A 26,713-nucleotide genomic window follows, 5' to 3' on the forward strand; every position below is an offset into this window, starting at 1 on the left:
TTTACTGATCAGCTCGACTGGCCGCAAGTTTTTGTTTCAGATCGAATGTCTGTGCGGCAAAGACCATCAGGATCTGGTGATCGTCGAAGGTCTTTTTCACGGCCATCATGGCTTCGCTCAGGGCGGTCTGTGCGTTCGTTTTTGGGTACTCTACCCAGAACCATATCACGAACTGAACGTTTGTATCCGCAAAATGCCGGTAATGAAACTCGATCGGCCGATCTGGCAATACGAAAGGAAGCCTGGCAATAGCAGCTATGGCAACCCGTTGAGCGGTTGCCAGATCGTCGATGTACGACACTCCGGCGGTTACTTCGATGCGTCGCTGACCAAGGCGGGAAAAATTCGTAATGGGTTTCTGGAAGACGTCTTTGCTCGGAATCTCGACGGTCTGGCCCTGGCCGTTATCGATCACGATGGAGCGCAGTTTGATATCCAGTACTTTACCCGTATAGCCGTTGGTTTCTACAATGTCGCCCAACTGAATAGGCCGGGCGAGGGCAATCATGGTTCCCGAAATAAAATTGGCGGTCAAATCCTGAAACGCGAATCCAATTGCCAGGGCAATGACGCCCGCACCGGCCAGTAGCGAGGTCACGGTTTTATCCAGCCCCAGTATACCCAGGGCCACGAACAGCCCGACCGCCACCACAACGACCCGGATGACGGCCCCCGTCAGGTTGATCAGCGAGACATTACTACTAACCCGCACCAGCCCACGCACCAACCACCGACTGAACCATCGGGATAGAAACGTAAAAAAGACCAGCAGCAGGATGGCAACGGCTACCTTGGGTATGTAGCGTACAGCGGCCCGCAACCAGATCGACAGTTCAGCGTAAATAAGTCCGGCGGCCTGCGAAAAATTCATTCGGTAAAAAAGTGATCGTACGAAGGAGAACGGTGCGGGTTTGCAATGTGTTTCATCAGTAAGGCCCTACATCGTACCTTTGCGGAATATTACAACCATTTGATGATGAAACCTACCACTGCCGTTTACCTTGATAATGCCGCGACGACCCGGCTGGACCCCGAAGTGCTGGATGCGATGTTACCGCTTATGACAGAGCAGTTTGGGAATCCATCCTCGATTCACAGCCACGGACGGGCGGTTCGTACGGCCATCGAAAAAGCCCGCAAAACGGTCGCTTCCCTGCTGAACACATCGCCAGCTGAAATTTTCTTTACCTCGGGCGGCACTGAAGCCGACAACACCGCCATTCGGAGCAGTATTGAAACCTACGGCCTGACCCACGCGATCACCTCGCCGTTGGAGCACCACGCCGTTTTGCATACTCTTCAGCACCTCGAACAACAGGGCACCATCCGGCTCGATCTGGTGCGGGTGGATACGGAAGGGCATATCGATCTGGCGCATCTGGAAGAACTGCTGCAGCAAAACCGGGCCGCCGGTTCGTCGCGGTCGCTGGTGTCGCTCATGCACGGCAACAACGAAATTGGTAATCTGTTGAATATGAATCGGGTAGGGGAGATGTGTCGCGCTTACGACGCTATTTTTCATTCCGATACGGTGCAAACGATGGGCCATTTTCGTCACGACCTGCAGCAGTTGCCGGTTGATTTTATTGTGGGGGCTGGTCATAAGTTTCACGGACCCAAAGGAGTTGGCTTCCTGTATGTCAACGCTGATCGCGTTAAAATTCATCCGTTTATGTACGGGGGGGCTCAGGAACGTAACATGCGCGGAGGCACCGAAAATGTATACGGCATCGTCGGGCTGGCAAAAGCGCTGGAAATTGCGTACCGCGACATGGACGCTCATCAGCAACATATCACTGGGCTGAAACGCCGGATGATCGAACGGTTGCGCGAGAAAATGCCCGGCGTGCAATTCAATGGTGATTCGGCCGATGTCGAGAATAGCTTATATACCGTATTGAACGTCAGCTTACCCGCGTCGGACATGAGCGATATGTTGCTCTTTAGCCTGGATATCGCCCGGATATCGGCGTCGGGTGGTTCGGCCTGTTCGAGTGGGTCGAACGTTGGTTCGCACGTGCTGGCGGCTCTGCCCGGCCTCGATCCGGATCGGGGCTACGTCCGATTTTCGTTTGGTAAGTATAACACCCCCGATGAGATCGATTACGCCGTCGATACGCTGGTGGGCTTGTATCAGAAAGAATTGGTAAAGTAGACATTGAGTAAACACGGAGGCACAGAGAACACAGAGAAATAAGTAAAACTCTGTGTTCTCTGTGCCTCCGTGTTTACTCAATGTCTGTGTTTAAAATCAATACGAACCGCCTGTGTAAAATAGATGCCTGGCTGTAGCCTGCCCGCTTACCTTTCGTCTTGGTGATCATCCTTACGACCCCGGTTTATGTTCAAGACGAAAACAAGCGCTGACCAACAGCCCAAACCAAAAAAGTCTGCGCTGCGTGAATGGCTCGATTCCGTGGCATTTGCCGTGATTGCGGCTACCCTTATCCGCTTTTTAACCTTCGAAGCCTTTGCCATACCGACTCCTTCGATGGAAAACAGCCTGATGGTGGGCGACTACCTGTTTGTCAGCAAGTTGCATTACGGTATTCGGACGCCTAAAACTCCCCTGCAAGTGCCGCTGACCCATCAGAAAATCTGGGGTACTGAGATTCCCTCTTTCAGCACCGCTATTCAGTTGCCCGTATATCGGCTACCGGGATTCACGCACGTGAAAAACGGGGATGTGGTGGTGTTCAATTATCCCCCGCCCAAGGCGGGCGAATCGAGTTACCCCTCAGACCTAAAAACAGATTTTATCAAGCGCTGCATCGGGATACCGGGCGACGTGGTAGAGATTCGGCAGGAGCAGGTGTATGTAAATGGCAAAGCACTTGCCGTACCGAAGCGTTCCGAAACCACATATTTCGTGAAAACCACCGAAGTACTCGATGATCGGTTTTTCCGGAAGTACGACATCGTCAATGATTTCAAATCGGCGGAAGGGCCTTTTATCAACTGGCAACCCCTGGAACGGTACGACGAAGCTACCAAAACACCGGTATTGGTCGGTTATCGGGTCAACACCACCGCCGATGTAATCACCAAATTCAAGGAATTCGACTGGGTCAAAGGCATAGAATCCATGACCGAGCAGCCAGGTCAGGCTGATCCGCGTATATACGGTAGCGCGGCCTTTGCCTGGAATCAGGACAATTTTGGGCCGCTCACCGTACCGAAGAAAGGCGCGACGATTTCTGTCAATAAGCAAACGATTGCCTTATACGGGCCGGTGATCGAGCGCTATGAAGCCAACGAAAACGTTGTGATGACCCCCACCAGCATCCAGATCGACGGTCGGCCCATAAGCTCGTATACGTTTAAGCAAGACTACTATTTTATGATGGGTGATAATCGCCACAACTCCGAGGATTCGCGCTACTGGGGGTTTGTGCCGGAAGATCACATTATTGGGAAAGCCGTATTCGTGTGGATGTCGCTCGATCCGGTTCCGGCTGATGCATGGCACAAAATTCGCTGGAACCGCCTGTTTCGCCTGATCGAGTAAACTCACTTCGGCAGCTTCACCCGATACAACCGGAACGGATATTCTATTTTATCTTCGCCGGCATTGTATCGCCTGGTGCGTTGAATCTGGGCCGCTGTTACATACAGATACCCGTCTGAGCCAATACCGAAGCTGTCGGGCCAAAGTAGCCGGTTATCTTGTACGAGCCATTTTAGCTGGCGGTCGGGGCTAAAATAGCGGATTGCTTTATCTGGTGAATCGGTCAGATACACGTTTCCGGCTTTATCGGCAATCATGCCGTGTGAGACACCCGTTTCGCCCATGACCTCGACGTGTGAGGCAACTTCGGTAGCCGATACCGCCGGATCGGCTAGGTATCGGGTGGCTATGCGAAAAAGTTTGGTTTGCGTGATAGGTCGGAAATAAAGGTAAGTAAAGTCGTGGGTCAGGGCAATACCGTTTACGTTGCTTCTGAACGGGTTACCCTGGCTATCACGCACCCCTTTGCCATCGATGGTAAGGATAAAAGCCGCATCGGCCTTCGTGAAGGGCGTATTTTCCAGTACGGTCCGGCTCTTGCCCGACGCCAGATCCAGAACCACAATAGCCGCCCGGCCAGGATCGGACAGATAAGCGATCTGCCGTTGTGTATCGACCTGAACGTCATTGAGGCCAGTGCGTTCACGGGGTAAATCCTCGAACCGATAAATCCGTTCGACCTGATTGGTCTGCAAATTTATTTTTAGAAGCTTGATGCCTTCCGGAATGGCTTTCTGTCCGGCTGGATTAGCCGGGTCCAGCACCCAGAGCCTATTGGTCTGATCGACAAACAGCGCCTGAACATTCATGAATCGATCCCGTGGTTTCAGCGAATCCCACTGGTTCCAGACGGCGCTGGGGTAAGGAATTCGTTCTTTAGTGCCGTCAGAACGGCTCACCAGCTCGACCAGGCCGTAATCATAATTTTCGGCATTCTTCGGGAAGGTAACGAATAGGCGATTCTGCTGCGAAACACCCAGGCCAATGGGTTGATGCCGGCCAAATTCGGCAACTGTTTCCAGCCTGGCCGAAGGAGTCGACTGGGCCCGTGCCGCCGAACCAATGAGCAGGATCGCTCCCGACAAAAGCGCAATGTTCATACGATGCTGAGTTAGTCTGTTCTCAGGTGTAACGGCTATTTGTGGGGAAGGTTTAGCGGTGTGGGCCGATAGAAGCTGTTTAGGCTGACCGCCGTTTGGTTCTGAACAGGCAGGTTTCTGATGAATAGGGACCGACGAACGGGTCGCTGCTCCGGGGGTGCGAATTTGTGGAGAAAATGGGCTCAGTCAATTAGGCGCTGATAATAATAACTATGTACCGCTTTTTCATTATATTTGTCTTAAATGAATCGGATCATCGTTAGGATAGTAAATTATCCTGACGGTTTGCTGACCGGGAAGAAAAGGTCAGCGGTTTTTCACCATCATTCAGCTGTACCTTGACATTTCAGGAATTTAATCTCCACGACGACCTGCTGGCCGGTGTGGACGCCATGAACTACCTAAAGGCTACTCCCATTCAGGAGATGGCCATTCCCAAAATCCTCGACGGGCGCGACCTCATTGCCAGCGCGCAGACGGGTACCGGTAAAACGGCCGCCTATCTCATTCCGCTGCTCGACCGGATTTCGCACGCTAACCACGATCATACCAGTACGCTCATTCTGGTGCCAACGCGTGAACTGGCCAAGCAGATCGACGAGCAGGTTGAAGGGTTCGGCTATTTCGTCGAAGCCAACAGCATTGCCATTTACGGTGGTGGCAAGGGCGACGATTGGGACAAACAACGTAAAGCGCTCGAAACTGGCGCCGATATCATCATTGCTACGCCTGGACGGCTCATCGCTCATATGCAACTGGGTTACGTCAACTTCGATAAGATTGATTATCTGGTGCTCGACGAAGCCGATAAAATGCTCGACATGGGCTTTTCCGACGATATCCTGAACATTGTAACCAAGCTGCCGACCAAGCGCCAGACCCTGCTGTTTTCGGCAACGATGCCGGCTAAAATACGCGAGTTTTCGAAACGGATTCTAACCGAACCGGAAGAAATCCGACTGGCCGTATCCAAACCGGCAGCTGGTATCGATCAGCAATTTTATCTGGCTTACGACAACCAGAAACTGCCTCTGCTGGCGCATCTGATCAAGAACAGCCCTACGCCCGTGCAGAGCATGGTGTTGTTTACCTCGCGGAAATCGGAGGTGAACGGTATTGTGCGGGCGTTGAGTAAGCTTGGCTACGAAGCACGTGGCATTAGTTCCGACCTGGATCAGGATGATCGGGAAATAGTACTTCGTGATTTCAAGAACAAAACCTTCCCGATTCTGGTCGCTACCGACGTGCTGTCGCGGGGCATCGATATCGACAACCTCACGCACGTTGTCAACTACGATATCCCGCGTGATGCCGAAGATTATGTGCACCGGATAGGCCGTACAGCCCGCGCGGCCACGACCGGCACGGCCATTACCTTCATTAGCGACCAGGATCAGAACCGTATCGTCAATATCGAGCGACTTATCGAACGGGAGGTCGAAAAACAATCCATCACCGAAGAGCTGGGCATGGGCAAATCGCCCGTGTTCGATCCGAAGCGGTTCAGCGGTCTGCGCGGCAAGGGATCGGTGGGGCGTAACAAACGCGGTGGCCGTCGGGATGAAGGAAAGCGCCGGTCGGGTAATGAGAGCGCTCCCACTGGCGAACATCAGGAAGGCAAACGGGAACGCCGTGCCGACAAACCCCGCCCGGAACGAACAGCTCCGACAACTGAAGCTACTGTTGACGCGTCGGCAAAAGCGGTAGAAACCAATGAGACAGGCGAACCATCGACTGATAAACCCAAGCGCCGGAAAAAACGTCGGCGTGGGCCACGTGGAGAGGACCGGTCAACCGATCGGGGCCAGTCTCCGGTTTCAGCGCCGGCGGGCGAGTGATTGATCAGCTAAGCACATATGCCTTTGCTTATTTCTTCCGAACCTCGCTACAGCTTTGGCTACCGGTGGTTTGTCAGGGAGTCGACAGTGTGGGTTGTGGCCAAAACGGAACTGACTCAGAGGTGTTTAGTTGATAAGTGGAGTTTCGTCAATAAGCAACTGAAAGTTTATAGTTACCATATCACCTGTTTTAAGGTTGAATCGTTTGGTTCTAACTACACAGTACGGGTAACAGAGTCCTGTTACGATGTAACTGCCTGGTTTTACTACTACGGTATAATATCCGCTAGTATCCGCTTTTATCTGCTGGTCATTAATTTTTACTATTGCAATTTTTAGACTTTCTTTTGTCTGCTTGTCAATAAGTTTTCCTTTAATTCGAGCTTGAAATGGTGAGCCTCTTTCTCGAACGAAGGAGTAAGAACCTTTGCTATAACGTGGATCTTGTGATACATCCATAGTTAGTGGGTAAACTAACTGAACTACATAGAAGTACTGTATTAATTTTGAGTAAAAGCGTTTCACGATATTCTATTTAATTTGACTCGTGCGGATGTTTTGGCTTTAGCCTGAACTGGTTATTTTTTAGAGCCGGATAGTTAATTTAGTATAGATGGAATATCATTGCGAAGACCAGGGAAAAGACAAGAAATCTAATCTCAATCCTTAAATGTAGTTAACTTAAATTCATTAGACACTATCTCTGAAGCGAGTACAACTCTGTAGCTTTTCCCGTCAAGAATAAAAGTTAATGGCTTAGGCTTACTCTTTGATTCTACCTGAAGAGGAGAGTATTTGTATAAATAATTTCCTGGTAGACCGAGTTCTTTTCTAAAGTACTTTAAATCGCGAAATGTCTGTTGCGGATATAATATAAGGCCATAAGCTATTCCGTTTTCTAACGTATCTCCAATCATGATTCCTAAATCTTTTAATGCTGAAATAGGAATTTCTTTAAATAACTGCCGGTTTCCGGCATTGGTATCGATTAACTTTTGATACAGTCCATTGAAATTAGGTCTTGAGCCCCTTTTTGACTTTACTTGTTTACTAATAAAAATATTTTTGTCGATGCTATCAATAGAAATGCTGACATGATCTTGTACAAGCTTATTGTGAAAAATGATTAATGGTTGTTCAGAAATATTTTTTAGCTCAATTAATATAGCCTCTTCCTGATAGGTTTCCTGCGGATCATCTATAGAAGGCACAGTATTGATGACAAGCGATAAAGTTGCTTTTACAACTATTTGTGCTTTTCCGATCGTAGCTACACATTGCAAGAAAATAAGTAAATAAACTGAGTACGTTTTCATAGGATTGATATTTATTAAAAGTTGCGGTTAACTAAAATGCAACGTATTTTTTAGGTATCCCAGATAGCGATTTAACGTACTTTGATTGAAATATGATAAAATTAATTGTATTGATAAATTTGTAGATTTCTCTATTCGGGGTGTATGAAAAATACAGCTTGTACCCAGACACATGTTAGGGTGCTCCTTAGCCAGCCGATAGATTAGCCAGGCAGTACATTAGGTTACTTAAAATACCTCGCCGAGGTTGAAGAATAAACCCTTGGAGCCATCGAAGCCGAAACCGTAGTCGATGGAGAGATTGGCGCGGGAGATTTTGTTCATTTTGATGCGCAGGCCGGCACCGACGGCTGGAACCACTTTCTCAAACTGCCCGCTGTTCTGCTCGGGCTCGGTTACCGTCTGGGCGTTGGCAAAAACGACCCCGCCCAACAGGCGGTTATTGGTAATAAGAAATCGGTATTCCGTTTCGGCGTACAGCAGATTTTTTCCCCGAAAGCGCCCCTGAATAAAACCACGTCCGACGTTTCCGTTGCTATCCCAGCCTGTACTGGGTAGGTCCAGAAAGGGTGGGTTCCCGTTCAGGGTCAGCGAATTATAAGACCACAGCGCCAGAATATTGTCCGATTCGAAAGGGAAATGAATGTACTTGCGTGCTTCCAGCAAAAGTGACTGATATGTATCGTCACTGCCTAAGAATTTCTGGTTCGCCCGCAGTACGGCATTGATATACAGGCCTCCCATAGGGTTTATGGCATTTTGCCGGTTATCGTAGAGCAGTTGTAGCGTTGGTCCCGACGATACCGAACGCCCCTCCACTCCGTATGGATACCGGGAAATGCGCGTCAGCTCGCGGTTGCGGGCGTAACTCTCGATGTTCCAGTGGAGGTCTAAATGGTAACCAAGGCCGACGTACAGGTTAGGGGCCATACGGCGTAACAGGCTCTGGTAGAGCCGCAGATACGCATAATCCATGTTGATGACCCGGTCGGTCGTGGTGTACATACCCAGCCCGTACGTTGCCTGTGGGTAGTGCATAATGCGCCAGTCGTGGGTCCACAGAAAGCGGTTTCCGGCCATCCAGATTGCCGAATTCGAGGTAAAAATAACCTGATGATTCTGCGTGTACGAAAGCTGCCCCATAACCGACGACATGTTGGCCAGTGGGTTGCGAAAAGCAGCGTTGACCAGTACGGCAGCCAGCCCGCGGGTCTGTAATGTATAGCCAACCTGCGGAATTATCAGCAGGAAACGCTTCCCTTCCTGCAGCGTTGCCGAATCGTGCAGCGTAATCGGTAGCCGTGGGCACCAGCGTTTGATTACATCTGCGATATCCTGCTGCCGAACGGCGGGCCTTGTCGTCGCTGGAGCCACCAGCCCCCCCAGCGTATCGCTTAGTGGCATCTGCGCTGCCTGGCTGACCAACCCCGGTAGACTTGCCAGTAACAGTCCTATCAACGACCTGACCGCAGATTTCATAGGAGACAACTGGAGCAAATCAGTGGAGTAAAAACCATGAAATCGAGAAGAGCAGACCCGAACATTACCAGATGCATACGATAACTAATACACTAAAATTCATTGAATTGTTGCAGCACTGAGCCCCACAGTTTACTAACGATTAATTAAGAAAAGAAATTGACCCTTCACGTTGTGCCAGTTGCCGAATATTGGTCAATAAAAGGGGGAGACGAAGGCGTATCCTGAAAAATGAGCGCTGGTATCGGAAAGCGGCTGATACCCGCAGGATTACCTTTCTTAAGACGATTACTTTCTGAAGTAAAATAAATTATTAAAATAAAATGAATTATCAGAATCTTCTTTGGATAAACTACCAGCGAGCGCGCTGATTTCCGTATTTTTGGCCTTTAACCCAACTCATCAACCAATCACTTATATGCTAAAACATTTCCTGACTGGACTGTTCACGGTAGCACTGGCTTATTCGGCTGTGGCTCAGACTACCTTCCCGCGGAATGGGGTCTACGATGAACGACCGGGCTTGTATGCCTTCACGAATGCAACTATTGTCGTTGACCCGCAGACCACCCTGCAGAACGCTACCCTGCTGATCCGCGACGGGCGAGTTGAAGCGGTCGGCACCTCCGTTAGTGTGCCTGCCGGAGCGGTCGTCGCCGACCTGAAAGGAAAGCGGATCTATCCCGCCCTGATCGATATCGATGCCGATTACGGCATGCCCGAGCTAATCCGCTCCGGCGGGCCCGGCGGTGGTCGGGGAGGGGTTCCGCAGTACGAATCGAATAAAAAAGGAGCATACTACTGGAACCAGGCTATTCAGCCCGAAAACGATGCCAGTCTGATTTTTAAAGCGAATCCAACCAAAGCAGATGAACTGCGCAAGCTCGGTTTTGCCACGGTCCTGACCCATCAGCACGACGGCATTGCACGGGGCACGGGGGCGCTGGTAACCCTGGCCGACGACCGTGAAAATACGGTCGTTCTCAAGCCTAATGCGACGGCGCATTATTCCTTCAGCAAAGGGAGTTCGGGGCAGCAGTATCCGAACTCGATGATGGGTACGGTAGCCCTACTGCGGCAGGCGCTGTACGATGCCGACTGGTACAAACGCGCTGGTAGTAAAGAACAGGCGAATATGTCGCTGGAAGCATTGAACCGTATTCAGCCACTGCCTGCTATTTTTGAAGCCAACGACAAACTAGGCATCCTTCGCGCTGATAAAATTGGGGACGAGTTTGGTGTTCAGTACATTATTCGCACCTCGGGAGACGAGTACCAGCGGATCGACGATATAAAAGCTACAGGCGCTTCACTGATCGTACCGCTTAATTTTCCACAGCCTTACGATGTGGAAGATGCCTGGGATGCCGACAACGTATCTCTGGCCGAACTTAAGCACTGGGAAATGGCCCCGCTGAACGCCGGACGGCTGGCGGCTGCGAATATTCCGTTCGCCCTCACGTCGGCCGGGCTCCGCAACAAGGCCGATTTCTGGCCAAACCTGCGCAAAGCCATCGAAAATGGACTATCGGAACAAAAAGCTTTGGAGGCCCTGACCACCGTACCCGCCCGCCTGATTCGGGCGGAGGGACAGATTGGTACGCTGCAAAAAGGACGGCTGGCCAATTTTCTGATCACCTCCGGTAACCTGTTCAGTGCCGACAACGTGATTTTCGAAAACTGGATGCAGGGCAAACAGTACATTGTCACGAATAAAAACAACGCCGACCTGCGCGGTACCTGGAACCTGACGGTTGGGACACAATCGAACCTGAAACTGAACATTACGGGGAAAACGCTTGATAAACCCGATTACCAGATTGTGGCCGATACGGTCAAACTAACGCCTAAAGTTGCCGTTTCGGGCAATCTGGTTTCAATTCAGGTCCAACTGGATAAGAAAAAGCCGGGTACGACGCGTCTGACAGGTTACCGCACCGGTACGACCATCAAAGGCGATGGCGAAACGCCCGATGGGAAGCATATTACCTGGACGGCCGTTCGGGCGGGTGACGCCCCCGGATCGACGTCAGCGGTATCAACAACCGCAGCCAGCTCGACCGCAACGACTCCGGTGAGCAATACCGCACTGGCCGTTACTTACCCGTTCGTGGGTATGGGGAATGCGCAGAAGCCTAAGCCCGAAACCATCCTGATCCGCAATGCCACCGTCTGGACCAACGAAAAGGAAGGAATTCTAACTGGCGCAGATGTATTGGTAACGGGTGGTAAGATTTCTAAAGTTGGCAAGAGCCTCCCGGTTCCGGCGGATATCAAGGTAGTCGATGGAACGGGTAAACACCTGACCAACGGCATTATCGATGAACACTCGCACATTGCGCTTTTGTCGGTCAACGAAGGGGGGCAGTCGAGTTCAGCGGAGGTGCGGATGGCCGACGTCATCAATCCGGAAGATATCAACATTTATCGTCAGCTGGCGGGTGGGGTTACTACGTCGCAACTGCTGCATGGTTCGGCAAACGCCATTGGCGGTCAGTCGGCTATTGTGAAGTTGAAATGGGGTGAGTCGCCGGACGGCATGCTGATCAAAGGGGCCGACGGGTTTATCAAGTTTGCCCTTGGGGAAAACGTAAAACAAGCCAACTACCCAAACCCAAACGTGCTGACGCGCTTTCCGCAGTCGCGTATGGGTGTTGAGCAGGTCTACATGGACCATTTCACACGGGCTAAGGAATACGCACAAAGCTGGACGGCCTACAACAAGCTGAGTGCGAAAGAAAAAGCCACCACGATAGCACCCCGCCGGGACATCGAACTCGATGCACTGGCCGAAATTCTGGCGCACAAACGCTTCATTACGTGCCACTCCTATGTGCAGTCGGAAATAAACATGCTGCTGAAAGTAGCAGATTCGCTGGGCTTTAAAGTGAATACGTTTACGCACATTCTCGAAGGGTACAAACTGGCGGATAAGATGGCAAAGCATGGCGCGGGCGGCTCGTCGTTTGCCGACTGGTGGGCGTACAAAATGGAAGTACACGATGCCATTCCCTACAACGCAGCGCTTATGCAGCGGCAGGGCGTAACGGTATCCATCAACTCCGATGATGCCGAAATGGCCCGCCGGTTGAATCAGGAAGCCGCCAAGACGGTCGAGTACGGCGGTATGAGTGAAGAAGATGCCTGGAAGATGGTAACGCTGAACCCCGCAAAACTGCTGCATCTGGATAGCCACATGGGCAGTATCAAAGCAGGCAAAGATGCCGATCTGGTGCTCTGGAATACCAATCCATTGGCAATTTATGCCCGGCCTGAAATTACGATGATCGACGGCGCTGTTTATTTCAGCCTAAAGGATGAGGATGCCAAACGGGACGCGATGCTGGCCGAAAAAGCCCGCCTGATCCAGAAAATGCTGACGGCTAAAGCGGGTGGTGCTTCCACGGTGAAACCAACGTTCCGGCGGTCACGCATGTGGCACTGCGAAGACGTAGAAGGGATACTGGCCGAAGGCGAAGAACATGCCGACGCGCAGAAATAACAGTAACCACGGTCCAATCATTTTTCCGTATCGACGAAAAAACATGAAACGATTTTTAGTACCCATACTTACCCTGGCCGTGCTCACGTCGTATGGCCAGAACCCGGCCCCGGCTCGGCCACAGACCAAAACCATTGCGCTCATGGGCGGCACGGTCCATGTCGGAAATGGGCAGGTCATTCCTAATGGCGTGGTGCTGTTCAGCAACGGGGTGATCACGAACGTTGTCGATGGAACGATCGTCCGGCTGAACCTGACCGACGTTGAAACGATCGACGTGTCGGGTAAACACGTCTATCCCGGTATCATTTCCCCCGCATCGACGGTTGGTTTACAGGAAATCGGCTCCGTACGGGCTACGGTCGACAAACAGGAAATCGGTATTCTGAATCCGAACATCCGGGCTCTGATTGCCTACAATACCGACTCGGAAATCATTCCGACGATCCGAAATAACGGTGTGCTGCTAACGCAGGCCATGCCGCAGGGCGGAACGGTTTCGGGAAGTTCGAGCGTGATGATGGCCGATGGCTGGAACTGGGAAGATGCCGCTCTGAAAAAAGACGATGGCATCTGGCTCAACTGGCCTACTTATCTGGCCCGTGACTTCAATTTTGAAGATTTTACAACCGTGGTCCGCAAAAACGAGAAACGGGCGCCGGCCATCGAAGCGTTGCGGGCGACGTTTGCGGATGCCAAAGCCTATGCAGCTCTATCGAATCCAAAGCCGATGAACCTGAAGCTGGAAGCAATGCGGGGGCTATTTTCGGGCAAGCAAAACCTGTACATTCGGGCCGATTACGGCAAAGATATTATCGAGGCCGTCACCTTTGCCAAATTGATGGGGGTGCCGAAAATTGTGATCGTTGGGGGTGAGGAAGCCAACCGGGCCGTTACGTTTCTGAAGGAAAATAATATTCCGGTCATTCTGAGTGGGCTGCACCGGTTGCCTAACCGCGAAGACGAAGACGTGGACTTGCCATATCGTATGCCGGGCATTCTGCAAAAAGCGGGTATACTGGTTGGGCTTAGTTATGCCGATGAGTGGTGGCGGACACGAAACCTGCCATTTCTGGCCGGGACGGCCGCTGGCTTTGGCGTCAGTGATCGTGAGGAAGCCCTGAAAATGGTAACGGCGAACACCGCCAAAATTCTGGGAATTGATAACCTGGTCGGTACCCTCGAAAAGGGAAAGCAGGCTACTTTGTTCGTTTCGGCGGGCGATGCGCTGGACATGCGCACCAACATTATCGAACACGCCTTTATTCAGGGCCGTAAGGTGAATCTGGATGACCGACACAAACGACTATACAAGACTTATAAAGACAAATATGAGCAGAAATAACTTAGTCTAGTCTAAAAAGTGAAACCCTGGCCAGAAGTCAGGGTTTCACTTTTTAGATGCGAGTGGGTGATTTGTTGCATTACGGGCATTCAGCGGATGATCACCTGTAGTAGCTCCGCAAGAATAAAGATGATAGCGGTCTGAACGATCATAATCCTGACCGTATGAATGGTATTGGCATTTTTAGCAATCAAAAAACCGAAGAAAGAAAGAAGCAGGATCGAATAGTCGATAACAGTGTAAGCAAGAGGATAGGCTTCTGCGTGCAGCTTTCTGATAACGAACCGTGTCAGGTCATTACTAAAATACCACAAACTACCTACGATGGCGAAGGCTAGGACGAGTTCGAAGATGTCTTTTGGACGTTTCATGATAAGTATTGAGTAAAGCTTAAACCAGCCTTATTAAGTGCTCAAAATGCCTCACCACCGATCGCAGTCAATAGACGTATCGTCAGGCAAGTTCACTGTTGGCTGTCAAGCGTTCCGGTGAATTTCATAAGAATCTATACGTTTAAAACGATTGATGAAGACGGTCAGCTCTTAGCAACCAGTTGCTGGAACTGCCGGTAAAATGTCTGACAGGAATTGCGACCTCATTTGAAAACCCTTGCCAGGTATTTAGTAACCCACTTAACCGCTTTAAGACTAGTGGGTCAGTAGCCAGTCAATCGGTTTTGTCTGAAATCACCATTTTGCCGGACGAAATCACCCAAAAAGTTGCGGCCATTTTTTACTTTATGAATACGCGGTATTAGTCTGTTAAAGTATAGCCTTATCGATTACGGAAAATATATAAATAGCCCAATAAGTAACCGGTGTACGATTGCTCTATTTACTAAAGTTTATGAGTGATCGATACGCTGTTAACTTGTAGCGGCTTTTTCTGTACGGAGAAAGCACTAGACAGAAGAAAATGAACCGGCTCGGGTAAGTAGCTATAACGTAGATATAATCGGTTTGTGAAGAGGCAGAAAAAGTAAGAACAGTCTACCTGGAAACGCTAGACTGTTCTTACCTGAGGGCGAAAAGTAGAAAAGTAGATGAGGCATCACATAAAAAAGAAACCTGGCTATGGCAGCCAGGTTTCTTTTTTATGTGATGCGGGTTTATGACGTGTGCTGAAAGGCTCTCTGTACCGCGTCGATTAGTTTCGATAGTAAACTCCAGTTAGTGCACCCGCAGTTTCTGACCAGGGCGAAGCCGCGAGCCGGAAATGTGATTTTTGCGTTTTAGAGTCGAAACCGACATCCCATAGCGATCGGCAATAGAGGTCAGTGTTTCACCCGACCGAACCCGATGCAGCACAGTCCGTTTAAAGCGGGGCTTGAAGCTAAGATCCGACCCGGAGTGACTACTCCCGCCCCGCAGGTAATCCCAGACCGAAGCCGTCAGGAGAAAGTGATCGGCGTTGATGGTGTTTTCGGGAAACGAGTAGATATTGAGCGGGCTGAATGGATTGCCCTCATAACGGGTTTCGAAATGCAAGTGCGGCCCCGAACTTCGCCCCGTACTGCCGCCTAAGCCGAGTTGATCGCCGGCTTTTACTAACTGGCCCGTCTCGACCGTCTGTTTCGACATGTGGCCGTATAAGGTTTCCAGCCCGTTGTAGTGCCGGACCAGAACATAACGGCCGTAGCCATTGCCATCCCAGCCAACAACGCGAACGATACCATCGAAAGCAGCATAAACCGGATCGCCGGTTTCCAGATCGAGGTCAGTACCAGTATGCCAGCGTCCCCAGCGGTAACCGAAGTTAGACGTCATCTTGCCTTCATTCAACGGTGCCGACCAGTAGCGGTTGGCGGGTGGATCGTACAGCTTGATGTCGATGGCCTCGCTGAACTCCAGCGGATTGATATTGTAAGGATCAATAGTTCGGGAATCCCAGACGGCGTAGTAATCCGCAATTTTTACCCACTCGTTTCCCACCAGCACCGAGTCGATAACTTCCACGACACTGGTTTCGCCCTGGTCGAGCTGGCTGGTGTCTTCACTGACTACCGGGTTTAGTTCTTTCTTCGGTTCGAACTGGCTGTTGAAGCGAAGTTGTGTCTTTTCCTGTTCAAACTGGTCGTCCGCTTTTTGCGGCTGATCGACGACCGGGGCGTTTGATGCCGGGTCATTCTTGGGCGTAATCCGCAGATTATTTTTGAATCGCCCGCGCTCCTGCGCCTGAAGCGTTAGCGACAGACATAGGCACCCAATGGCCATGAACCATCGTGTAGCGGTTTTACTCATCGGAAATAGATGAGTCGATGGTCGATGATCGATAGTCGTCAGATAACTGAGCGGCCATCGATCATCGACCATCGACTGGATTTTGTTAATGAATAAGTTCTTCGTCCTGCATTTCCAGCGTGACTAAATAACGCTCGGCATCGAGAGCCGCCATACACCCCGTTCCAGCGGCTGTGATGGCCTGACGGTAGATGTTATCCTGGGCGTCTCCGCAGGCAAACACACCAGCAATATTGGTTCGCGTACTTCCTTTCTCCGTCTGGATGTAGCCATGACCGTCCAGATCAAGGAATTCCCGGAAAATTTCGGTATTCGGCTTGTGGCCAATCGCCACAAAGAAACCCGTCACGTCCAGCACACGCTCTTCGCCCGTCACACTGTTTTTTACCCGAACGCCCGTCACGTCTTCGTCGCCCAGCACTTCTTCCGTTTCGGTGTTATACAGGATCTCGATATTATGCGCTGTACTGACGCGTTTCTGCATGAACTTGGAGGCCCGCATTTCGTCGCGCCGAACCAGCATATACACTTTGCGGCAAAGGTTGGCCAGATAGCTGGCTTCTTCGGCTGCGGTGTCGCCCGCACCTACCACCACAACGTCCTGCCCCCGGAAAAAGAATCCATCGCAAACCGCACAGGCCGACACACCCCGGCCGTTGAGTCGCATTTCGGAAGGCAGGCCGAGCCATTTGGCCGTAGCACCCGTCGAAATAATAATCGAGTCTGCAGTGACCAGGTGTTTGTCATCGATGATGGCCCGGTGTGGATTGCCCGGCCCCGGCTGATCGACAAAAACTACCTGAGTTACCAGCCCGTACCGGATATCGGTGCCGAACCGGCGAGCCTGTGCTTCCAGATCCTGCATCATCTGCGGACCCTGAACGCCGTCGGGATATCCCGGAAAATTATCTACTTCATTCGTGATCGTAAGCTGACCGCCGGGTTGTGAACCCTGGTAGAGAACGGGATTCAGGTTGGCTCGGGATGCGTAGATAGCAGCTGTATATCCAGCGGGGCCAGAGCCTATAATCAAGCACTTAACGTGTTCAGAAGTCATTGCAAATGGAATGGGGTTGTCTTGAAGCTAAAAACGACTCCGCGCCTGAACAGCCGGAGTAGTTAGACAACATACACAAAATTGAAAAAAATCCCGCAGAATGCAAAGAATACGTGGGGTTGGGGCAAGTGGGAAAGGGCATGGGGCTGGGTATCGCTCTCCTCTTAACCCTTTCCACTCTGCCCCAACCCCTTGGCTCTACAGCACCTTCCACTCGATTCGCCGGTTGAGTTGTCGGTTCTCTTCGGTTGTGTTAGGGGCGATAGGCCGGGTTTTGCCGTAACCAATGGCTCGTATCCGGGCCGGACTGATGCCTGCTTTGGTCAGGTAACTCACCACCGATTGCGCTCGTTTCTGGGAAAGCGTCTGGTTGACAGCCGCATCGCCCTTGTCGTCGGTATGACCCGAAATCTCCACCTTTACCGCCGGATTAGCCTGTAAAAAAGCCGCCAGTCGGTCCAGCTCGGTGCGTGATTTCTCGGCCAGATCATAGCGCCCGGTTTCGAAGAACAGATTGTTCAGGGTTTCGTTGGCCGACGAACCGGCAGCAACGGGTTCAAGCGGCACGCTCAGAGAAATGCCTTCGCCCTTGGTTTTTTGGGTGAAATCGAACGATAAACTTTTAAACAAATAACCCGGTACGCTGACGTATAGGGCATATTCGCCACCGCTGGGCAGCACGGCGGTATACATACCCGTCTGCGTATCGGCCTGTACTTTCGAAATGGTCTGGTTAGTTTTCAGATCGATCAGTTCGACGGTAGCGGCCAGTGGTTTTTTTGTTTTGGCATCGGCCACGATTCCCTTCAGATAGCTGACGGGTTTGACCCGCTCCCGGAGCGATTCGGGCAAATCGAAGGTATACAGCCGCGACTTCTGCGAAACGCCTTCTTTCTGTTCCTCGTACGAGTAGTACGCATGCTTTCCGTTGGCCGACACAAACAACGACGCCTGGTCTTCGGAAGTATTGATCGGATAGCCCAGATTCGTCGGCATTGACCAGCCAGAATCTTTGCTGTCCGTCACGAACAGATCGTAGCCACCCATGCCCACGTGTCCTTCCGACGCGAAAAACAGACTCAGGCCGTTCGGGTGAATAAACGGCGATGCTTCATTAAACGCCGTATTGATTGGCTCACCCAGGTTGACGGGGTCGGTCCAGTTCCCGTCGGGGCCGAATTCACTGCGCCAGATGTCGCGTAGGCCTTTGCCGCCGGGCCGGTCGGAGACAAAATACAGTTGCCGCCCGTCGGCCGACAGCGCCGGTTGTGATTCGTAATAGCGGGAATTGATCGTCGGACCCAGGTTTTCGGGTGATGACCAGTCGCTGCCGGTTTTGCGGCTCATGTATAAATCGCAGCTACCGAAACCTTTACGACCCTGGCAGGCCGTGAAAACGATCGTCCGCCCGTCGGCTGAGAGGCTGGCAGTTCCTTCATTTTCCGGGGTGTTGATGGTCGGGGCCAGCGAAACCGGGGGCGACCAGGTTTCGCCGTTGAAGGTAGCGGTCATCAGGTCTTCGTCGCCTTCGGGTTTCAGTGCCGTAAATACCAGCGTCTGCTCATCGGCGGTCAGCACCGGAAAATACTGCGATGGAGTCGTTTGCAATACCGATGATAACGGTTTTGGATCGACGGTCTGCGGATGCTGGAGCGCTTCCTGACCGAAGCGGGCAGTTGCCAACTGTCGGGCGATGCGTTTGGCCTGGGCCGACTGGGGCGCAAAGAGCGATTGAAACTTTTCGAGGTAGGGGAGGGCTTCACCGTAGCGCCCTAACCGCAGCAGAATGGTACTCAGCGCCTGGTAGGCACTACCTGAGGTCGGGCTGTCGGGCTGCAGCTGGATGGCGTTTCGGTAGGCGGCTATGGCCGGATCATACCGTTTCGTAAATTCATATAACTGCCCCAGCTTCAGGTACGCATCCGTAAACGCAGGGTCCTGTTTGATGGCCTGTTCCATAAACGGAATGGCCTCTCCGGCTTTTCGTTCGCCAAACAGCCTGATCGACTGGGCGTAGAGTTCCTGCGCTTTTTTGGTTTGAGCATAGGGCGTAGGGCATAGGGCGAGAATGAAAAAAGACAGAGCCAGACCGAATCGGGCCAACCCTCTGCCCCAGACCCTCTGCCCGATGCTTACGGAATATCCATGTATTTGTGTGTCTGCAACGAGATTTGCCATTGCGGATTAGCCTTTACGTAATCAACGATGCGGGGTAGCATTTCATTGGACCGACCCCATTCTGTTTGCAAAAAGAGTTTACAGTCAGGGCGCAGATGAGGCACAAACGATTCCGCAAAGGCGAAATCAGACGAATTGTAGATAATGACTTTTAGCTCGTCGGCTTTGTCGAAGATAGCCGGATTGGGCTTTTTAAATTTTTTTGGCGAAAAACAAATCCAGTCCCAAGCGCCCGTAACGGCCTGACATACCCCCGATGTTTCGATATTCGTTTGGAAACCCGCCTGCTGCAAAGCCGCTGTCAGTTCTGTAAGGTCGTGCATGAGGGGCTCTCCGCCGGTAATGACCGCCATACGACCGGGGTACTGCAGTGCGCCCTCCACGATGGCTTCAATCGGTAGTTTGGGATGGGCATCCGCATCCCAGGATTCCTTGACGTCGCACCAGTGACAGCCGACATCGCAGCCGCCCAGTCGGATAAAATAAGCCGCCCGACCCGTATGGGCACCCTCGCCCTGAAGCGTATAGAACGCTTCCATGACGGGCAATGTGGTGCGGCCTGGTTCCGGCCTTGTCATAGTAGGTTGTTTCTGTTCTAAAAGCATACGCAAAGATACGGAAGGTTCGATGGAATGGCTATTTTTGCCAACAGGCTTCACGGCCTGAAACCTCTCTGAACCGACCCATGGTCGGCGCTGGCGGTGGCCGCTTCTTATCAGCGCAGGTGCTTCATCCAACGTGGCGCCAGGTGGGTGATATAAAATGCGGTTTAGTGAAATCCGCTTTTTTGTCAGGGATCGATCGGCCTGGGCAATCCTGTCGAATTTTATCCTTAGCTTTGCGTCATGATTTCCCAACGGGCTACGCATTCTCCTTTTCGACATCGGCACCATCCTTCCGGCTGCTGAGCATCTGCGCCGATACGTCGTTGTATTCCCGTTTTCCTGTAATTTTGCCCTCTATTTTACAGAGCTACTGGCCGTCTGCTTTAGACGGATAAGTGCCTGTCTGAAAATCAATACAGTACGTGATGTATATCCAGTACCGTACATCATACATCTTATATCATACATCTCTTAATGGCCTCCGTATTACGCATTGCTTTACAAAAATCCGGGCGACTGAGCGAAGACTCCTACCAACTGTTTAAAGAATGTGGCATTCGCTTCGACTACGGCACCGGTAAACTCAAGTCGGTTTCGTCGAACTTTCCCGCTGAATTCCTCTTCCTGCGCGACGACGACATTCCCGGTTATGTCGAAGATGGTGTTGCCGATCTGGGTATCGTCGGTGAAAACGTCGCGGTCGAAACGGGTCGCCCGGTGCAAACCATTCATAAGCTGGGTTTTTCCAAATGTCGGTTGTCCATTGCTGTGCCCCGCGGTACCGACTGGACGGGCATTCAGCACCTGGATGGAAAAAACATCGCGACCTCGTACCCAAATCTGCTGGGAAACTACCTGGCCGACCAGGGCGTTCGGGCGAATATTCACGAAATCAGCGGATCGGTCGAGATTGCACCGAGCATTGGGCTGGCCGAAGCGGTCTGCGATATCGTTAGCTCCGGCAGTACGCTCCTGAGCAACGGATTAAAAGAAGTGGAAACCATTTTTCGCTCCGAAGCCATTCTGATTGCTCGCCCCGAACTGGACGAGGACAAACAGGCGTTGGTCGATAAACTGTTGTTTCGGATCAAGGCGGTACAGGCCGCTAAAAACAACAAATACATTGTGCTGAACGCCCCAAATCATGCGCTCGATCAGATTACGGCCTTGCTGCCGGGTATGAAAAGCCCGACTGTTACGCCCCTGGCAACGGAAGGCTGGAGTTCGGTGCATTCGGTGCTGAACGAAAACGAATTCTGGGAAAACATCGAAGCCATCCGGGCCGCCGGTGCCGAAGGAATCCTGGTTATTCCGATTGAAAAAATGATCTATTAATTAACGAGTAGCGCAGGTGGCAACCCGCGATTTTAATCAGATCGCGGGTTCCTTCCCCCGCCACAAATCGTCCACCGACAAATAATGAACATTATCCCTTTCCCCCAACGCGCTGAGTGGCCTGCTCTGCTGGCGCGGCCGGTGCAATCGACGCAGCAGATTGAAGCGGCTGTGGCTCCGATATTGGCGCAGGTCAGAACCAACGGCGATGCGGCTCTGATCGAACTGGCTAAAAAATTCGATAACGTCGAGCTGAGCGCTGACCAGTTGAGCGTTAGCCTGACCGAACTGGATGCCGCCGAATCTCAGCTATCGGATGAATTGAAGGCTGCCATCCGGCAGGCGTATCAGAACATTCGGTTGTTTCATGAACGGCAGCGGCAACCCGTTGAAAAAATTGAAACCATGCCGGGGGTAACGTGCTGGCGCAAAAGCGTTGGGATCGAGAAGGTAGGTCTGTATATTCCGGGCGGTACGGCTCCGCTTTTCAGTACCGTACTGATGCTGGGCATTCCGGCGCAACTGGCCGGTTGCCGCGATATCGTGCTCTGTACGCCGAGTAATAACCCCGCGATCTATTTTGCGGCCAAACTGGTTGGCGTAACCAGGGTTTTCCGGCTAGGTGGAGCACAGGCCATTGCGGCCATGGCTTACGGAACCGAGTCCGTGCCGCAGGTCTACAAAATTTTTGGGCCGGGGAATCAGTACGTGACCGCGGCCAAAATGCTGGTAGCCAAAGAAGGGATCGCGATCGACATGCCCGCTGGACCGAGCGAAGTGGCTGTTTATGCCGATGACTCGGCTGTTCCCGCTTTTGTTGCGGCCGATCTGCTCTCGCAGGCCGAACACGGCGCCGATAGCCAGGTGCTGCTGGTATCGACCAGTAAAAAGCTGATCAGCAGCGTAAACATTACACTCACAACGCAACTGGGCAGACTACCCCGGCAGGCACTGGCCGCCAAAGCGCTGGAAAATAGTAAGATGATTCTGGTCGAAACCCAGGCTGACGCCATCGATCTGTTGAATGCCTATGCCGCCGAACACCTGATTCTGAGCATAGAAAACGCCGAAGCCGTAGCGGAGCAGATCATCAATGCGGGTTCTATTTTCCTCGGAAACTATACCCCCGAATCGGCGGGCGATTATGCGTCGGGAACCAACCACACCTTACCAACCAACGGCTTCGCACGGGCGTACAGCGGGGTGTCGCTGGATAGTTTCGTGAAGAAAATTACCGTGCAGCACATCACGCCCGAAGGCTTGCATAACCTTGGTCCCGTGGTAGAGGCCATGGCCGAAGCCGAATCGCTCGACGCGCACAAGCGGGCGGTGAGTTTACGGCTGGCCAGTCTGGCGGAGACAAATCCGGCCTGATTTTGTTATCTTGCTACTAAACCAAGTAAAATAGCTATGAGTCAGTTGGTTATTGAGATGGATTCTGAGGAAGACGAAGCCATATTGCTTTCGTTACTTCCCAAGCTGAACGGTCGGCTAATTGAAAAAAAAACAATTCCCGCCAGGCTATCCCTGTCTGAAGTACTAGAAAATACTATTCGGTCGGGTGGAGCAGGAGAATCATTTGGTGATCCATCTGAATGGCAACGCGAAGTTCGTAGCTGGGATCGTGTACTTGACGGTCGGGAAGAATGATAGTAGACAGTAACATTATTATTTATTCCGTTCAGCCAGCATATATCGCTCTGGCCCGGTATTTACAGGTCAATCAGTCGATAGTTCATGTCTCACTGATCTCCACCCTGGAGGTACTGGGATTTAGCAGGTTGTCGCTGAAAGACAAGCGTCTGTTTGAGACGTATTTCACCAGCGTAAAACTACTTCCCTTGTCTGACTCTGTCATCACAGAAGCCATTCGCCTGCGCCAGCAGCGCAAACGGTCCATCGGTGATTCGATCATTGCGGCTACCGGCCTGCCGTACAATCAACCTGTTCTGACGAATAATGTCGCTGACTTTTCCGATGTCGATGGCTTGCGGGTTATTGCGCTGGCCGATATTCTAACTCCATGAAACACCTCGCTGACCTGCTGCTACTGGGCGACCCCCGTCTGTATGAAACCTGCGAACCCGTATTAGAGTCAGAACTGCCTCTGGTTGCAGGCTGGGTAGCCGACCTGCATCAGGTGATGGAAGAAATTCGGGCTAACTACCAGTTCGGGCGGGGGATCGCTGCGCCCCAACTGGGGATTATGAAACGGCTGATTTATCTGAACGTCGATCGGCCACGGGTGATCATCAATCCGGAACTGATGGATCTGAGCGATACGGTGGGCGAACTATGGGATGATTGTATGAGCTTCCCAAACCTGCTGGTGCGCGTCCAACGCCACCGTAGCCTAACCCTTCTCTATCGCGACGAACACTGGCAACCGCATACCTGGAACGTAACAGACTGGAAGCTGGCCGAATTAATCCAGCACGAATACGATCATCTGAACGGGGTTCTCTGCACCATGCGCGCTATCGATGATCAGTCGTTTCGGTGGCGACCTACGCCTGAGCCGAAATAGAGCTTAATGACCAGTTAGCTTTTATCGTAACTTTTGGAAAAATGTCTATATATTTGTTGAAAAATTTCCTGGTTATATGAATGCTGCCTTAGCTTATAAGAACCTGGGTGGACCGGCCATAATTGGTCGTCCGTTTAAGAATGAGATAGAGCTAGTCGATGTTGTGGCCGAAGGTATTCCGAAAGCGACCATCAAACACCTGGCGGATATGTATGGAATAGACGTTCGTGAACTCATTCGATTACTGCCAGTCACAGCTCGAAATTTGCATCGCTATGCCGAAGAGGATCGACTGAGTGAGGTTGTAACGGGTCGTCTATTTATGCTCGCCGACTTATTTGCCCACGGAGTTGATGCACTGGGGCCAGATTATTTCCGATCGTGGTTATATCGGCCAAATTTAGGGCTTCACAATAAGAAACCTATTGATATTCTGCATAATGAGGTAGGGATCAATACAGTAGATGATATTCTCGGGCGGATCGAACACGGTGTATTCTCCTGATGGAATTATTCCGAATTACCCGAAGTAAATATATTTCTGACTTAAGTGGAAAAGGGGCCTATGAACGGGGTGGGCGCTGGAATTCAGCCGGTCAATTTGCGCTATACACGGCTCAGAGCCGATCACTAGCCATGGTCGAATCACTGGTGTATCTGTCCGATCTGCCACCCGAAGATGAGTACAAAGTAGCGGTTTTATACCTGCCCGATGATACGTTTGTACAAACAGTGGACATACAGCATACGAAGAGCAACTGGCGTGATGATCAGCAATACACACGCCAACTGGGAGATAGCTGGCTGAAAAGCAGGACTTCACTCTTATTGCGCGTTCCATCTGTCATTGTCAAGGCCGAATATAATTACATTGTCAACCCCAAGCATGAGTTATTTTCCCGACTAACTCTAGTAGATATTGAACCCTTCTCATTCGATGGGCGACTTTTTAGTTAACTAGTATGTTCAATCTCAACAACCTTCTCCGTCCGCATATTCTCTCGCTAACGCCTTACTCCTCCGCCCGCGATGAGTATACCGGAAAGATCGGCGTTTTCCTGGACGCGAATGAAAACCCCATTGGCTCAACAACCGACGAGGGCGCTTATAACCGGTATCCCGATCCGCATCAGTTCGCCATCAAGCAGCGGCTGGCACCTATAAAAGGCGTTCGTCCGGAGCAGATTTTTCTGGGCAATGGCTCCGACGAGCCGATCGATTTGCTGGTGCGGGCCACCTGCGTACCCGGCAAAGACAACATCCTGATTATGCCGCCAACCTACGGCATGTACGAAGTGTCGGCGGCTGTCAACGATGTCGAGATCGTCAAAGTGCCACTGACCCCCGATTTTCAGATCGATATACCAGCGGTGCTGGCCGCCATCAACGCCCACACGAAGCTGATCTGGATTTGTTCGCCCAATAATCCGTCGGGAAACCTGCTGCAGGCCGAGGGTGTTCGCGCTATCTTGGAAGCGGCTGACCAGTCGCTGGTCATTGTCGATGAAGCCTACATCGACTTTGCTGATGCGCCTTCCTGGACCCGCGAGTTACCTAAGTACCCCAACCTGGTTGTCCTGCAGACATTCTCGAAAGCCTGGGGGCTGGCGGCCCTGAGACTCGGTATGTGCTTCGCATCGGTAGAGTTGATTCAGATCCTGAACAAGATCAAACCGCCGTATAACATCTCGGCACCGACGCAGGCACTGGCGCTGGAAGCCCTCAACCACGAGGCCGAAAAAGATCGAATGGTGACGGAAATGCTACTGGAGCGTCAGAAATTGGCGCAAAATCTCCGTTCTTTGCCGTCGGTCCAACTCGTTTATCCGTCTGATGCCAACTTTCTGCTGGTGAAGTTTGCCGATGCGAAACGGGTATTCGAGCAGTTGATCGAACAGCAGGTAATCGTTCGGGACCGCTCGAAGGTTAAACTTTGTGACGGCTGTCTGCGGATTTCGGTCGGTACGGCGGACGAGAACAATCGACTGCTGGACGTACTCCGGCACCTGAGCAGCGGTCCGGTACCGGAGGAATTGCCGCTCGGAACGGGTGAATCGGCGACCCGTCCGGAGTTGCTGTCGAATGCCTGAAATTGATATCGTATTTATGAGAAAATCGCTTCTTGTCGTCATCGTAGCTCTGGTGAGCTGGGTCGTAATCCCTCAAACGGCTTCGGCCCAGTACAATAACTGGTCGGTAGGTTTCCGGCTTGGTGAGCCATCGGGGGTAAATGTTCGCAAATATTTCGGAAATAACCACGCTTTCGACCTGAACATCGGCACGTACGGTGCGCTCTATGGAACAAAGCGGAGCTATCGTTCGGGCGAATACAAAACGGTTGGCTTAACCGTACAGGGGCATTTTCTGTGGCATACGGCCCTCACGAAAAGCGAAAGCATTCGGGCTTATTACGGGTTTGGAGGACAGATCAACAACCGCAAATATTACCCGCCCCGCTTGAACGGCGAGTACGAAAATGCGCTGTCGCTGGGTGGATCGGGCGTTGGTGGACTGGAGTTTTTTCCGCCCAGCAAACCGTATTCCTTTTTTCTGGAAACGGGAGCCTATGTCGAGCTGCTTCAGGCGCCGTTTTTCCTGAGTCTCAACACAGGTCTTGGATTGCGGTATAATTTTTAGGCACTAGTCATTACCAATCATCGTTCGTGGGGAAGGAGACGACTGA

Annotated in this window: 24 protein-coding genes; 14 read left to right on the top strand and 10 right to left on the bottom strand. The window is 51.6% G+C overall.

Translation table 11 applies throughout. The features are described 5' to 3' along the window. Position 1: 1 nt before the first annotated feature. Positions 2 to 871: a mechanosensitive ion channel family protein gene (locus ACYVC2_RS08755; protein ID WP_461101927.1), complete on the bottom strand. Its 870-nt coding sequence runs from the start codon at positions 869 to 871 to the stop codon at positions 2 to 4. A 105-nt stretch (positions 872 to 976) separates the two neighbouring features. Between ACYVC2_RS08755 and ACYVC2_RS08760 the strand changes: the two genes are divergently transcribed. Both ACYVC2_RS08760 and lepB read left to right on the top strand, forming a co-directional pair. Then, a complete protein-coding gene (locus ACYVC2_RS08760; RefSeq protein WP_461102327.1) occupies positions 977 to 2,155 on the top strand; it encodes a cysteine desulfurase family protein in 1,179 nt (392 codons plus the stop codon). A 186-nt stretch (positions 2,156 to 2,341) separates the two neighbouring features. After that, the gene (lepB, locus tag ACYVC2_RS08765; protein WP_461101928.1) at positions 2,342 to 3,508 is read left to right on the top strand and encodes a signal peptidase I; all 1,167 of its coding nucleotides are present in this window, start codon (positions 2,342 to 2,344) and stop codon (positions 3,506 to 3,508) included. A 2-nt stretch (positions 3,509 to 3,510) separates the two neighbouring features. Here the strand turns inward: lepB and ACYVC2_RS08770 are convergent, their stop codons facing one another. Next, positions 3,511 to 4,608, bottom strand: coding sequence for an L-dopachrome tautomerase-related protein (locus ACYVC2_RS08770; RefSeq protein WP_461101929.1), 1,098 nt, complete (start codon positions 4,606 to 4,608; stop codon positions 3,511 to 3,513). Positions 4,609 to 5,000: 392 nt separating this feature from the next. Between ACYVC2_RS08770 and ACYVC2_RS08775 the strand changes: the two genes are divergently transcribed. Further along, entirely contained in the window at positions 5,001 to 6,446 is a 1,446-nt protein-coding gene (locus ACYVC2_RS08775; protein ID WP_461102329.1) for a DEAD/DEAH box helicase, read from the top strand. 126 nt (positions 6,447 to 6,572) lie between these two features. Here the strand turns inward: ACYVC2_RS08775 and ACYVC2_RS08780 are convergent, their stop codons facing one another. From ACYVC2_RS08780 to ACYVC2_RS08790, 3 genes are all read right to left on the bottom strand, one after another. Further along, positions 6,573 to 6,905, bottom strand: coding sequence for a hypothetical protein (locus tag ACYVC2_RS08780; protein ID WP_461101930.1), 333 nt, complete (start codon positions 6,903 to 6,905; stop codon positions 6,573 to 6,575). 200 nt (positions 6,906 to 7,105) lie between these two features. After that, positions 7,106 to 7,762: a hypothetical protein gene (locus ACYVC2_RS08785; protein WP_461101931.1), complete on the bottom strand. Its 657-nt coding sequence runs from the start codon at positions 7,760 to 7,762 to the stop codon at positions 7,106 to 7,108. A gap of 228 nt (positions 7,763 to 7,990) precedes the next feature. Next, positions 7,991 to 9,166 carry a BamA/TamA family outer membrane protein gene (locus ACYVC2_RS08790; RefSeq protein ID WP_461101932.1) on the bottom strand — a complete coding sequence of 392 codons (1,176 nt, stop codon included), beginning with the start codon at positions 9,164 to 9,166 and terminating at the stop codon, positions 7,991 to 7,993. Between the two features lie 493 nt (positions 9,167 to 9,659). On the opposite strand from ACYVC2_RS08790, the gene ACYVC2_RS08795 reads away from it, so the two are divergent. Together ACYVC2_RS08795 and ACYVC2_RS08800 are read left to right on the top strand one after the other, a co-directional pair. Next, positions 9,660 to 12,743, top strand: coding sequence for an amidohydrolase family protein (locus ACYVC2_RS08795; protein WP_461101933.1), 3,084 nt, complete (start codon positions 9,660 to 9,662; stop codon positions 12,741 to 12,743). 43 nt (positions 12,744 to 12,786) lie between these two features. Further along, positions 12,787 to 14,088 carry an amidohydrolase family protein gene (locus tag ACYVC2_RS08800; protein ID WP_461101934.1) on the top strand — a complete coding sequence of 434 codons (1,302 nt, stop codon included), beginning with the start codon at positions 12,787 to 12,789 and terminating at the stop codon, positions 14,086 to 14,088. Between the two features lie 89 nt (positions 14,089 to 14,177). Here ACYVC2_RS08800 and ACYVC2_RS08805 read toward each other — a convergent pair whose 3' ends face one another. The 5 genes from ACYVC2_RS08805 to ACYVC2_RS08825 form a co-directional block, all read right to left on the bottom strand. Then, a complete protein-coding gene (locus tag ACYVC2_RS08805) occupies positions 14,178 to 14,459 on the bottom strand; it encodes a hypothetical protein (RefSeq protein WP_461101935.1) in 282 nt (93 codons plus the stop codon). Positions 14,460 to 15,257: 798 nt separating this feature from the next. Beyond that, on the bottom strand, positions 15,258 to 16,328 hold the full coding sequence (locus tag ACYVC2_RS08810) for a peptidoglycan DD-metalloendopeptidase family protein (protein WP_461102331.1): 1,071 nt from the start codon (positions 16,326 to 16,328) through the stop codon (positions 15,258 to 15,260). An 85-nt stretch (positions 16,329 to 16,413) separates the two neighbouring features. Continuing rightward, entirely contained in the window at positions 16,414 to 17,385 is a 972-nt protein-coding gene (gene trxB, locus ACYVC2_RS08815) for a thioredoxin-disulfide reductase (RefSeq protein ID WP_461101936.1), read from the bottom strand. A gap of 198 nt (positions 17,386 to 17,583) precedes the next feature. Beyond that, on the bottom strand, positions 17,584 to 19,563 hold the full coding sequence (locus ACYVC2_RS08820) for an OmpA family protein (protein ID WP_461101937.1): 1,980 nt from the start codon (positions 19,561 to 19,563) through the stop codon (positions 17,584 to 17,586). Continuing rightward, positions 19,518 to 20,168 carry a 7-carboxy-7-deazaguanine synthase QueE gene (locus ACYVC2_RS08825; RefSeq protein WP_461101938.1) on the bottom strand — a complete coding sequence of 217 codons (651 nt, stop codon included), beginning with the start codon at positions 20,166 to 20,168 and terminating at the stop codon, positions 19,518 to 19,520. The genes ACYVC2_RS08820 and ACYVC2_RS08825 overlap by 46 nt, the downstream gene beginning before the upstream one ends. 474 nt (positions 20,169 to 20,642) lie before the next feature. Between ACYVC2_RS08825 and hisG the strand changes: the two genes are divergently transcribed. The 9 genes from hisG to ACYVC2_RS08870 all read left to right on the top strand — a co-directional run bounded on the left by hisG (position 20,643) and on the right by ACYVC2_RS08870 (position 26,667). Then, the gene (gene hisG, locus ACYVC2_RS08830) at positions 20,643 to 21,503 is read left to right on the top strand and encodes an ATP phosphoribosyltransferase (RefSeq protein ID WP_461101939.1); all 861 of its coding nucleotides are present in this window, start codon (positions 20,643 to 20,645) and stop codon (positions 21,501 to 21,503) included. Positions 21,504 to 21,587: 84 nt separating this feature from the next. Then, on the top strand, positions 21,588 to 22,877 hold the full coding sequence (gene hisD / locus ACYVC2_RS08835) for a histidinol dehydrogenase (RefSeq protein ID WP_461101940.1): 1,290 nt from the start codon (positions 21,588 to 21,590) through the stop codon (positions 22,875 to 22,877). Positions 22,878 to 22,913: 36 nt separating this feature from the next. Beyond that, positions 22,914 to 23,153 (top strand): hypothetical protein, encoded by a 240-nt coding sequence (locus ACYVC2_RS08840; protein ID WP_461101941.1) that lies wholly within the window; start codon positions 22,914 to 22,916, stop codon positions 23,151 to 23,153. Continuing rightward, positions 23,150 to 23,530, top strand: a complete 381-nt coding sequence (locus ACYVC2_RS08845; RefSeq protein WP_461101942.1) for a type II toxin-antitoxin system VapC family toxin — start codon at positions 23,150 to 23,152, stop codon at positions 23,528 to 23,530. The genes ACYVC2_RS08840 and ACYVC2_RS08845 overlap by 4 nt, the downstream gene beginning before the upstream one ends. Further along, positions 23,527 to 24,030 (top strand): peptide deformylase, encoded by a 504-nt coding sequence (locus tag ACYVC2_RS08850; protein ID WP_461101943.1) that lies wholly within the window; start codon positions 23,527 to 23,529, stop codon positions 24,028 to 24,030. Before ACYVC2_RS08845 ends, ACYVC2_RS08850 begins: the two co-directional genes overlap by 4 nt. Positions 24,031 to 24,106: 76 nt before the next feature. Further along, complete coding sequence (locus ACYVC2_RS08855; protein ID WP_461101944.1) at positions 24,107 to 24,535, top strand: antitoxin Xre/MbcA/ParS toxin-binding domain-containing protein; 429 nt, start codon at positions 24,107 to 24,109, stop codon at positions 24,533 to 24,535. Continuing rightward, a complete protein-coding gene (locus ACYVC2_RS08860) occupies positions 24,535 to 24,987 on the top strand; it encodes an RES family NAD+ phosphorylase (RefSeq protein WP_461101945.1) in 453 nt (150 codons plus the stop codon). Before ACYVC2_RS08855 ends, ACYVC2_RS08860 begins: the two co-directional genes overlap by 1 nt. 5 nt (positions 24,988 to 24,992) lie before the next feature. Continuing rightward, on the top strand, positions 24,993 to 26,120 hold the full coding sequence (hisC, locus tag ACYVC2_RS08865; RefSeq protein ID WP_461101946.1) for a histidinol-phosphate transaminase: 1,128 nt from the start codon (positions 24,993 to 24,995) through the stop codon (positions 26,118 to 26,120). A gap of 16 nt (positions 26,121 to 26,136) precedes the next feature. Beyond that, complete coding sequence (locus tag ACYVC2_RS08870; protein ID WP_461101947.1) at positions 26,137 to 26,667, top strand: hypothetical protein; 531 nt, start codon at positions 26,137 to 26,139, stop codon at positions 26,665 to 26,667. Positions 26,668 to 26,713: the final 46 nt, after the last annotated feature.

The organism is Spirosoma koreense (genome assembly GCF_054777875.1).

Coding starts and splice junctions, on each gene's coding strand:
- ACYVC2_RS08755 (WP_461101927.1), bottom strand. CDS start 871: ATGAATTTTTCGCAGGCCGCCGGACTTATTTACGCTGAACTGTCGATC.
- ACYVC2_RS08760 (WP_461102327.1), top strand. CDS start 977: ATGAAACCTACCACTGCCGTTTACCTTGATAATGCCGCGACGACCCGG.
- lepB (WP_461101928.1), top strand. CDS start 2,342: ATGTTCAAGACGAAAACAAGCGCTGACCAACAGCCCAAACCAAAAAAG.
- ACYVC2_RS08770 (WP_461101929.1), bottom strand. CDS start 4,608: ATGAACATTGCGCTTTTGTCGGGAGCGATCCTGCTCATTGGTTCGGCG.
- ACYVC2_RS08775 (WP_461102329.1), top strand. CDS start 5,001: ATGAACTACCTAAAGGCTACTCCCATTCAGGAGATGGCCATTCCCAAA.
- ACYVC2_RS08780 (WP_461101930.1), bottom strand. CDS start 6,905: ATGGATGTATCACAAGATCCACGTTATAGCAAAGGTTCTTACTCCTTC.
- ACYVC2_RS08785 (WP_461101931.1), bottom strand. CDS start 7,762: ATGAAAACGTACTCAGTTTATTTACTTATTTTCTTGCAATGTGTAGCT.
- ACYVC2_RS08790 (WP_461101932.1), bottom strand. CDS start 9,166: ATGCCACTAAGCGATACGCTGGGGGGGCTGGTGGCTCCAGCGACGACA.
- ACYVC2_RS08795 (WP_461101933.1), top strand. CDS start 9,660: ATGCTAAAACATTTCCTGACTGGACTGTTCACGGTAGCACTGGCTTAT.
- ACYVC2_RS08800 (WP_461101934.1), top strand. CDS start 12,787: ATGAAACGATTTTTAGTACCCATACTTACCCTGGCCGTGCTCACGTCG.
- ACYVC2_RS08805 (WP_461101935.1), bottom strand. CDS start 14,459: ATGAAACGTCCAAAAGACATCTTCGAACTCGTCCTAGCCTTCGCCATC.
- ACYVC2_RS08810 (WP_461102331.1), bottom strand. CDS start 16,328: ATGAGTAAAACCGCTACACGATGGTTCATGGCCATTGGGTGCCTATGT.
- trxB (WP_461101936.1), bottom strand. CDS start 17,385: ATGACTTCTGAACACGTTAAGTGCTTGATTATAGGCTCTGGCCCCGCT.
- ACYVC2_RS08820 (WP_461101937.1), bottom strand. CDS start 19,563: ATGGCAAATCTCGTTGCAGACACACAAATACATGGATATTCCGTAAGC.
- ACYVC2_RS08825 (WP_461101938.1), bottom strand. CDS start 20,168: ATGCTTTTAGAACAGAAACAACCTACTATGACAAGGCCGGAACCAGGC.
- hisG (WP_461101939.1), top strand. CDS start 20,643: ATGGCCTCCGTATTACGCATTGCTTTACAAAAATCCGGGCGACTGAGC.
- hisD (WP_461101940.1), top strand. CDS start 21,588: ATGAACATTATCCCTTTCCCCCAACGCGCTGAGTGGCCTGCTCTGCTG.
- ACYVC2_RS08840 (WP_461101941.1), top strand. CDS start 22,914: ATGAGTCAGTTGGTTATTGAGATGGATTCTGAGGAAGACGAAGCCATA.
- ACYVC2_RS08845 (WP_461101942.1), top strand. CDS start 23,150: ATGATAGTAGACAGTAACATTATTATTTATTCCGTTCAGCCAGCATAT.
- ACYVC2_RS08850 (WP_461101943.1), top strand. CDS start 23,527: ATGAAACACCTCGCTGACCTGCTGCTACTGGGCGACCCCCGTCTGTAT.
- ACYVC2_RS08855 (WP_461101944.1), top strand. CDS start 24,107: ATGAATGCTGCCTTAGCTTATAAGAACCTGGGTGGACCGGCCATAATT.
- ACYVC2_RS08860 (WP_461101945.1), top strand. CDS start 24,535: ATGGAATTATTCCGAATTACCCGAAGTAAATATATTTCTGACTTAAGT.
- hisC (WP_461101946.1), top strand. CDS start 24,993: ATGTTCAATCTCAACAACCTTCTCCGTCCGCATATTCTCTCGCTAACG.
- ACYVC2_RS08870 (WP_461101947.1), top strand. CDS start 26,137: ATGAGAAAATCGCTTCTTGTCGTCATCGTAGCTCTGGTGAGCTGGGTC.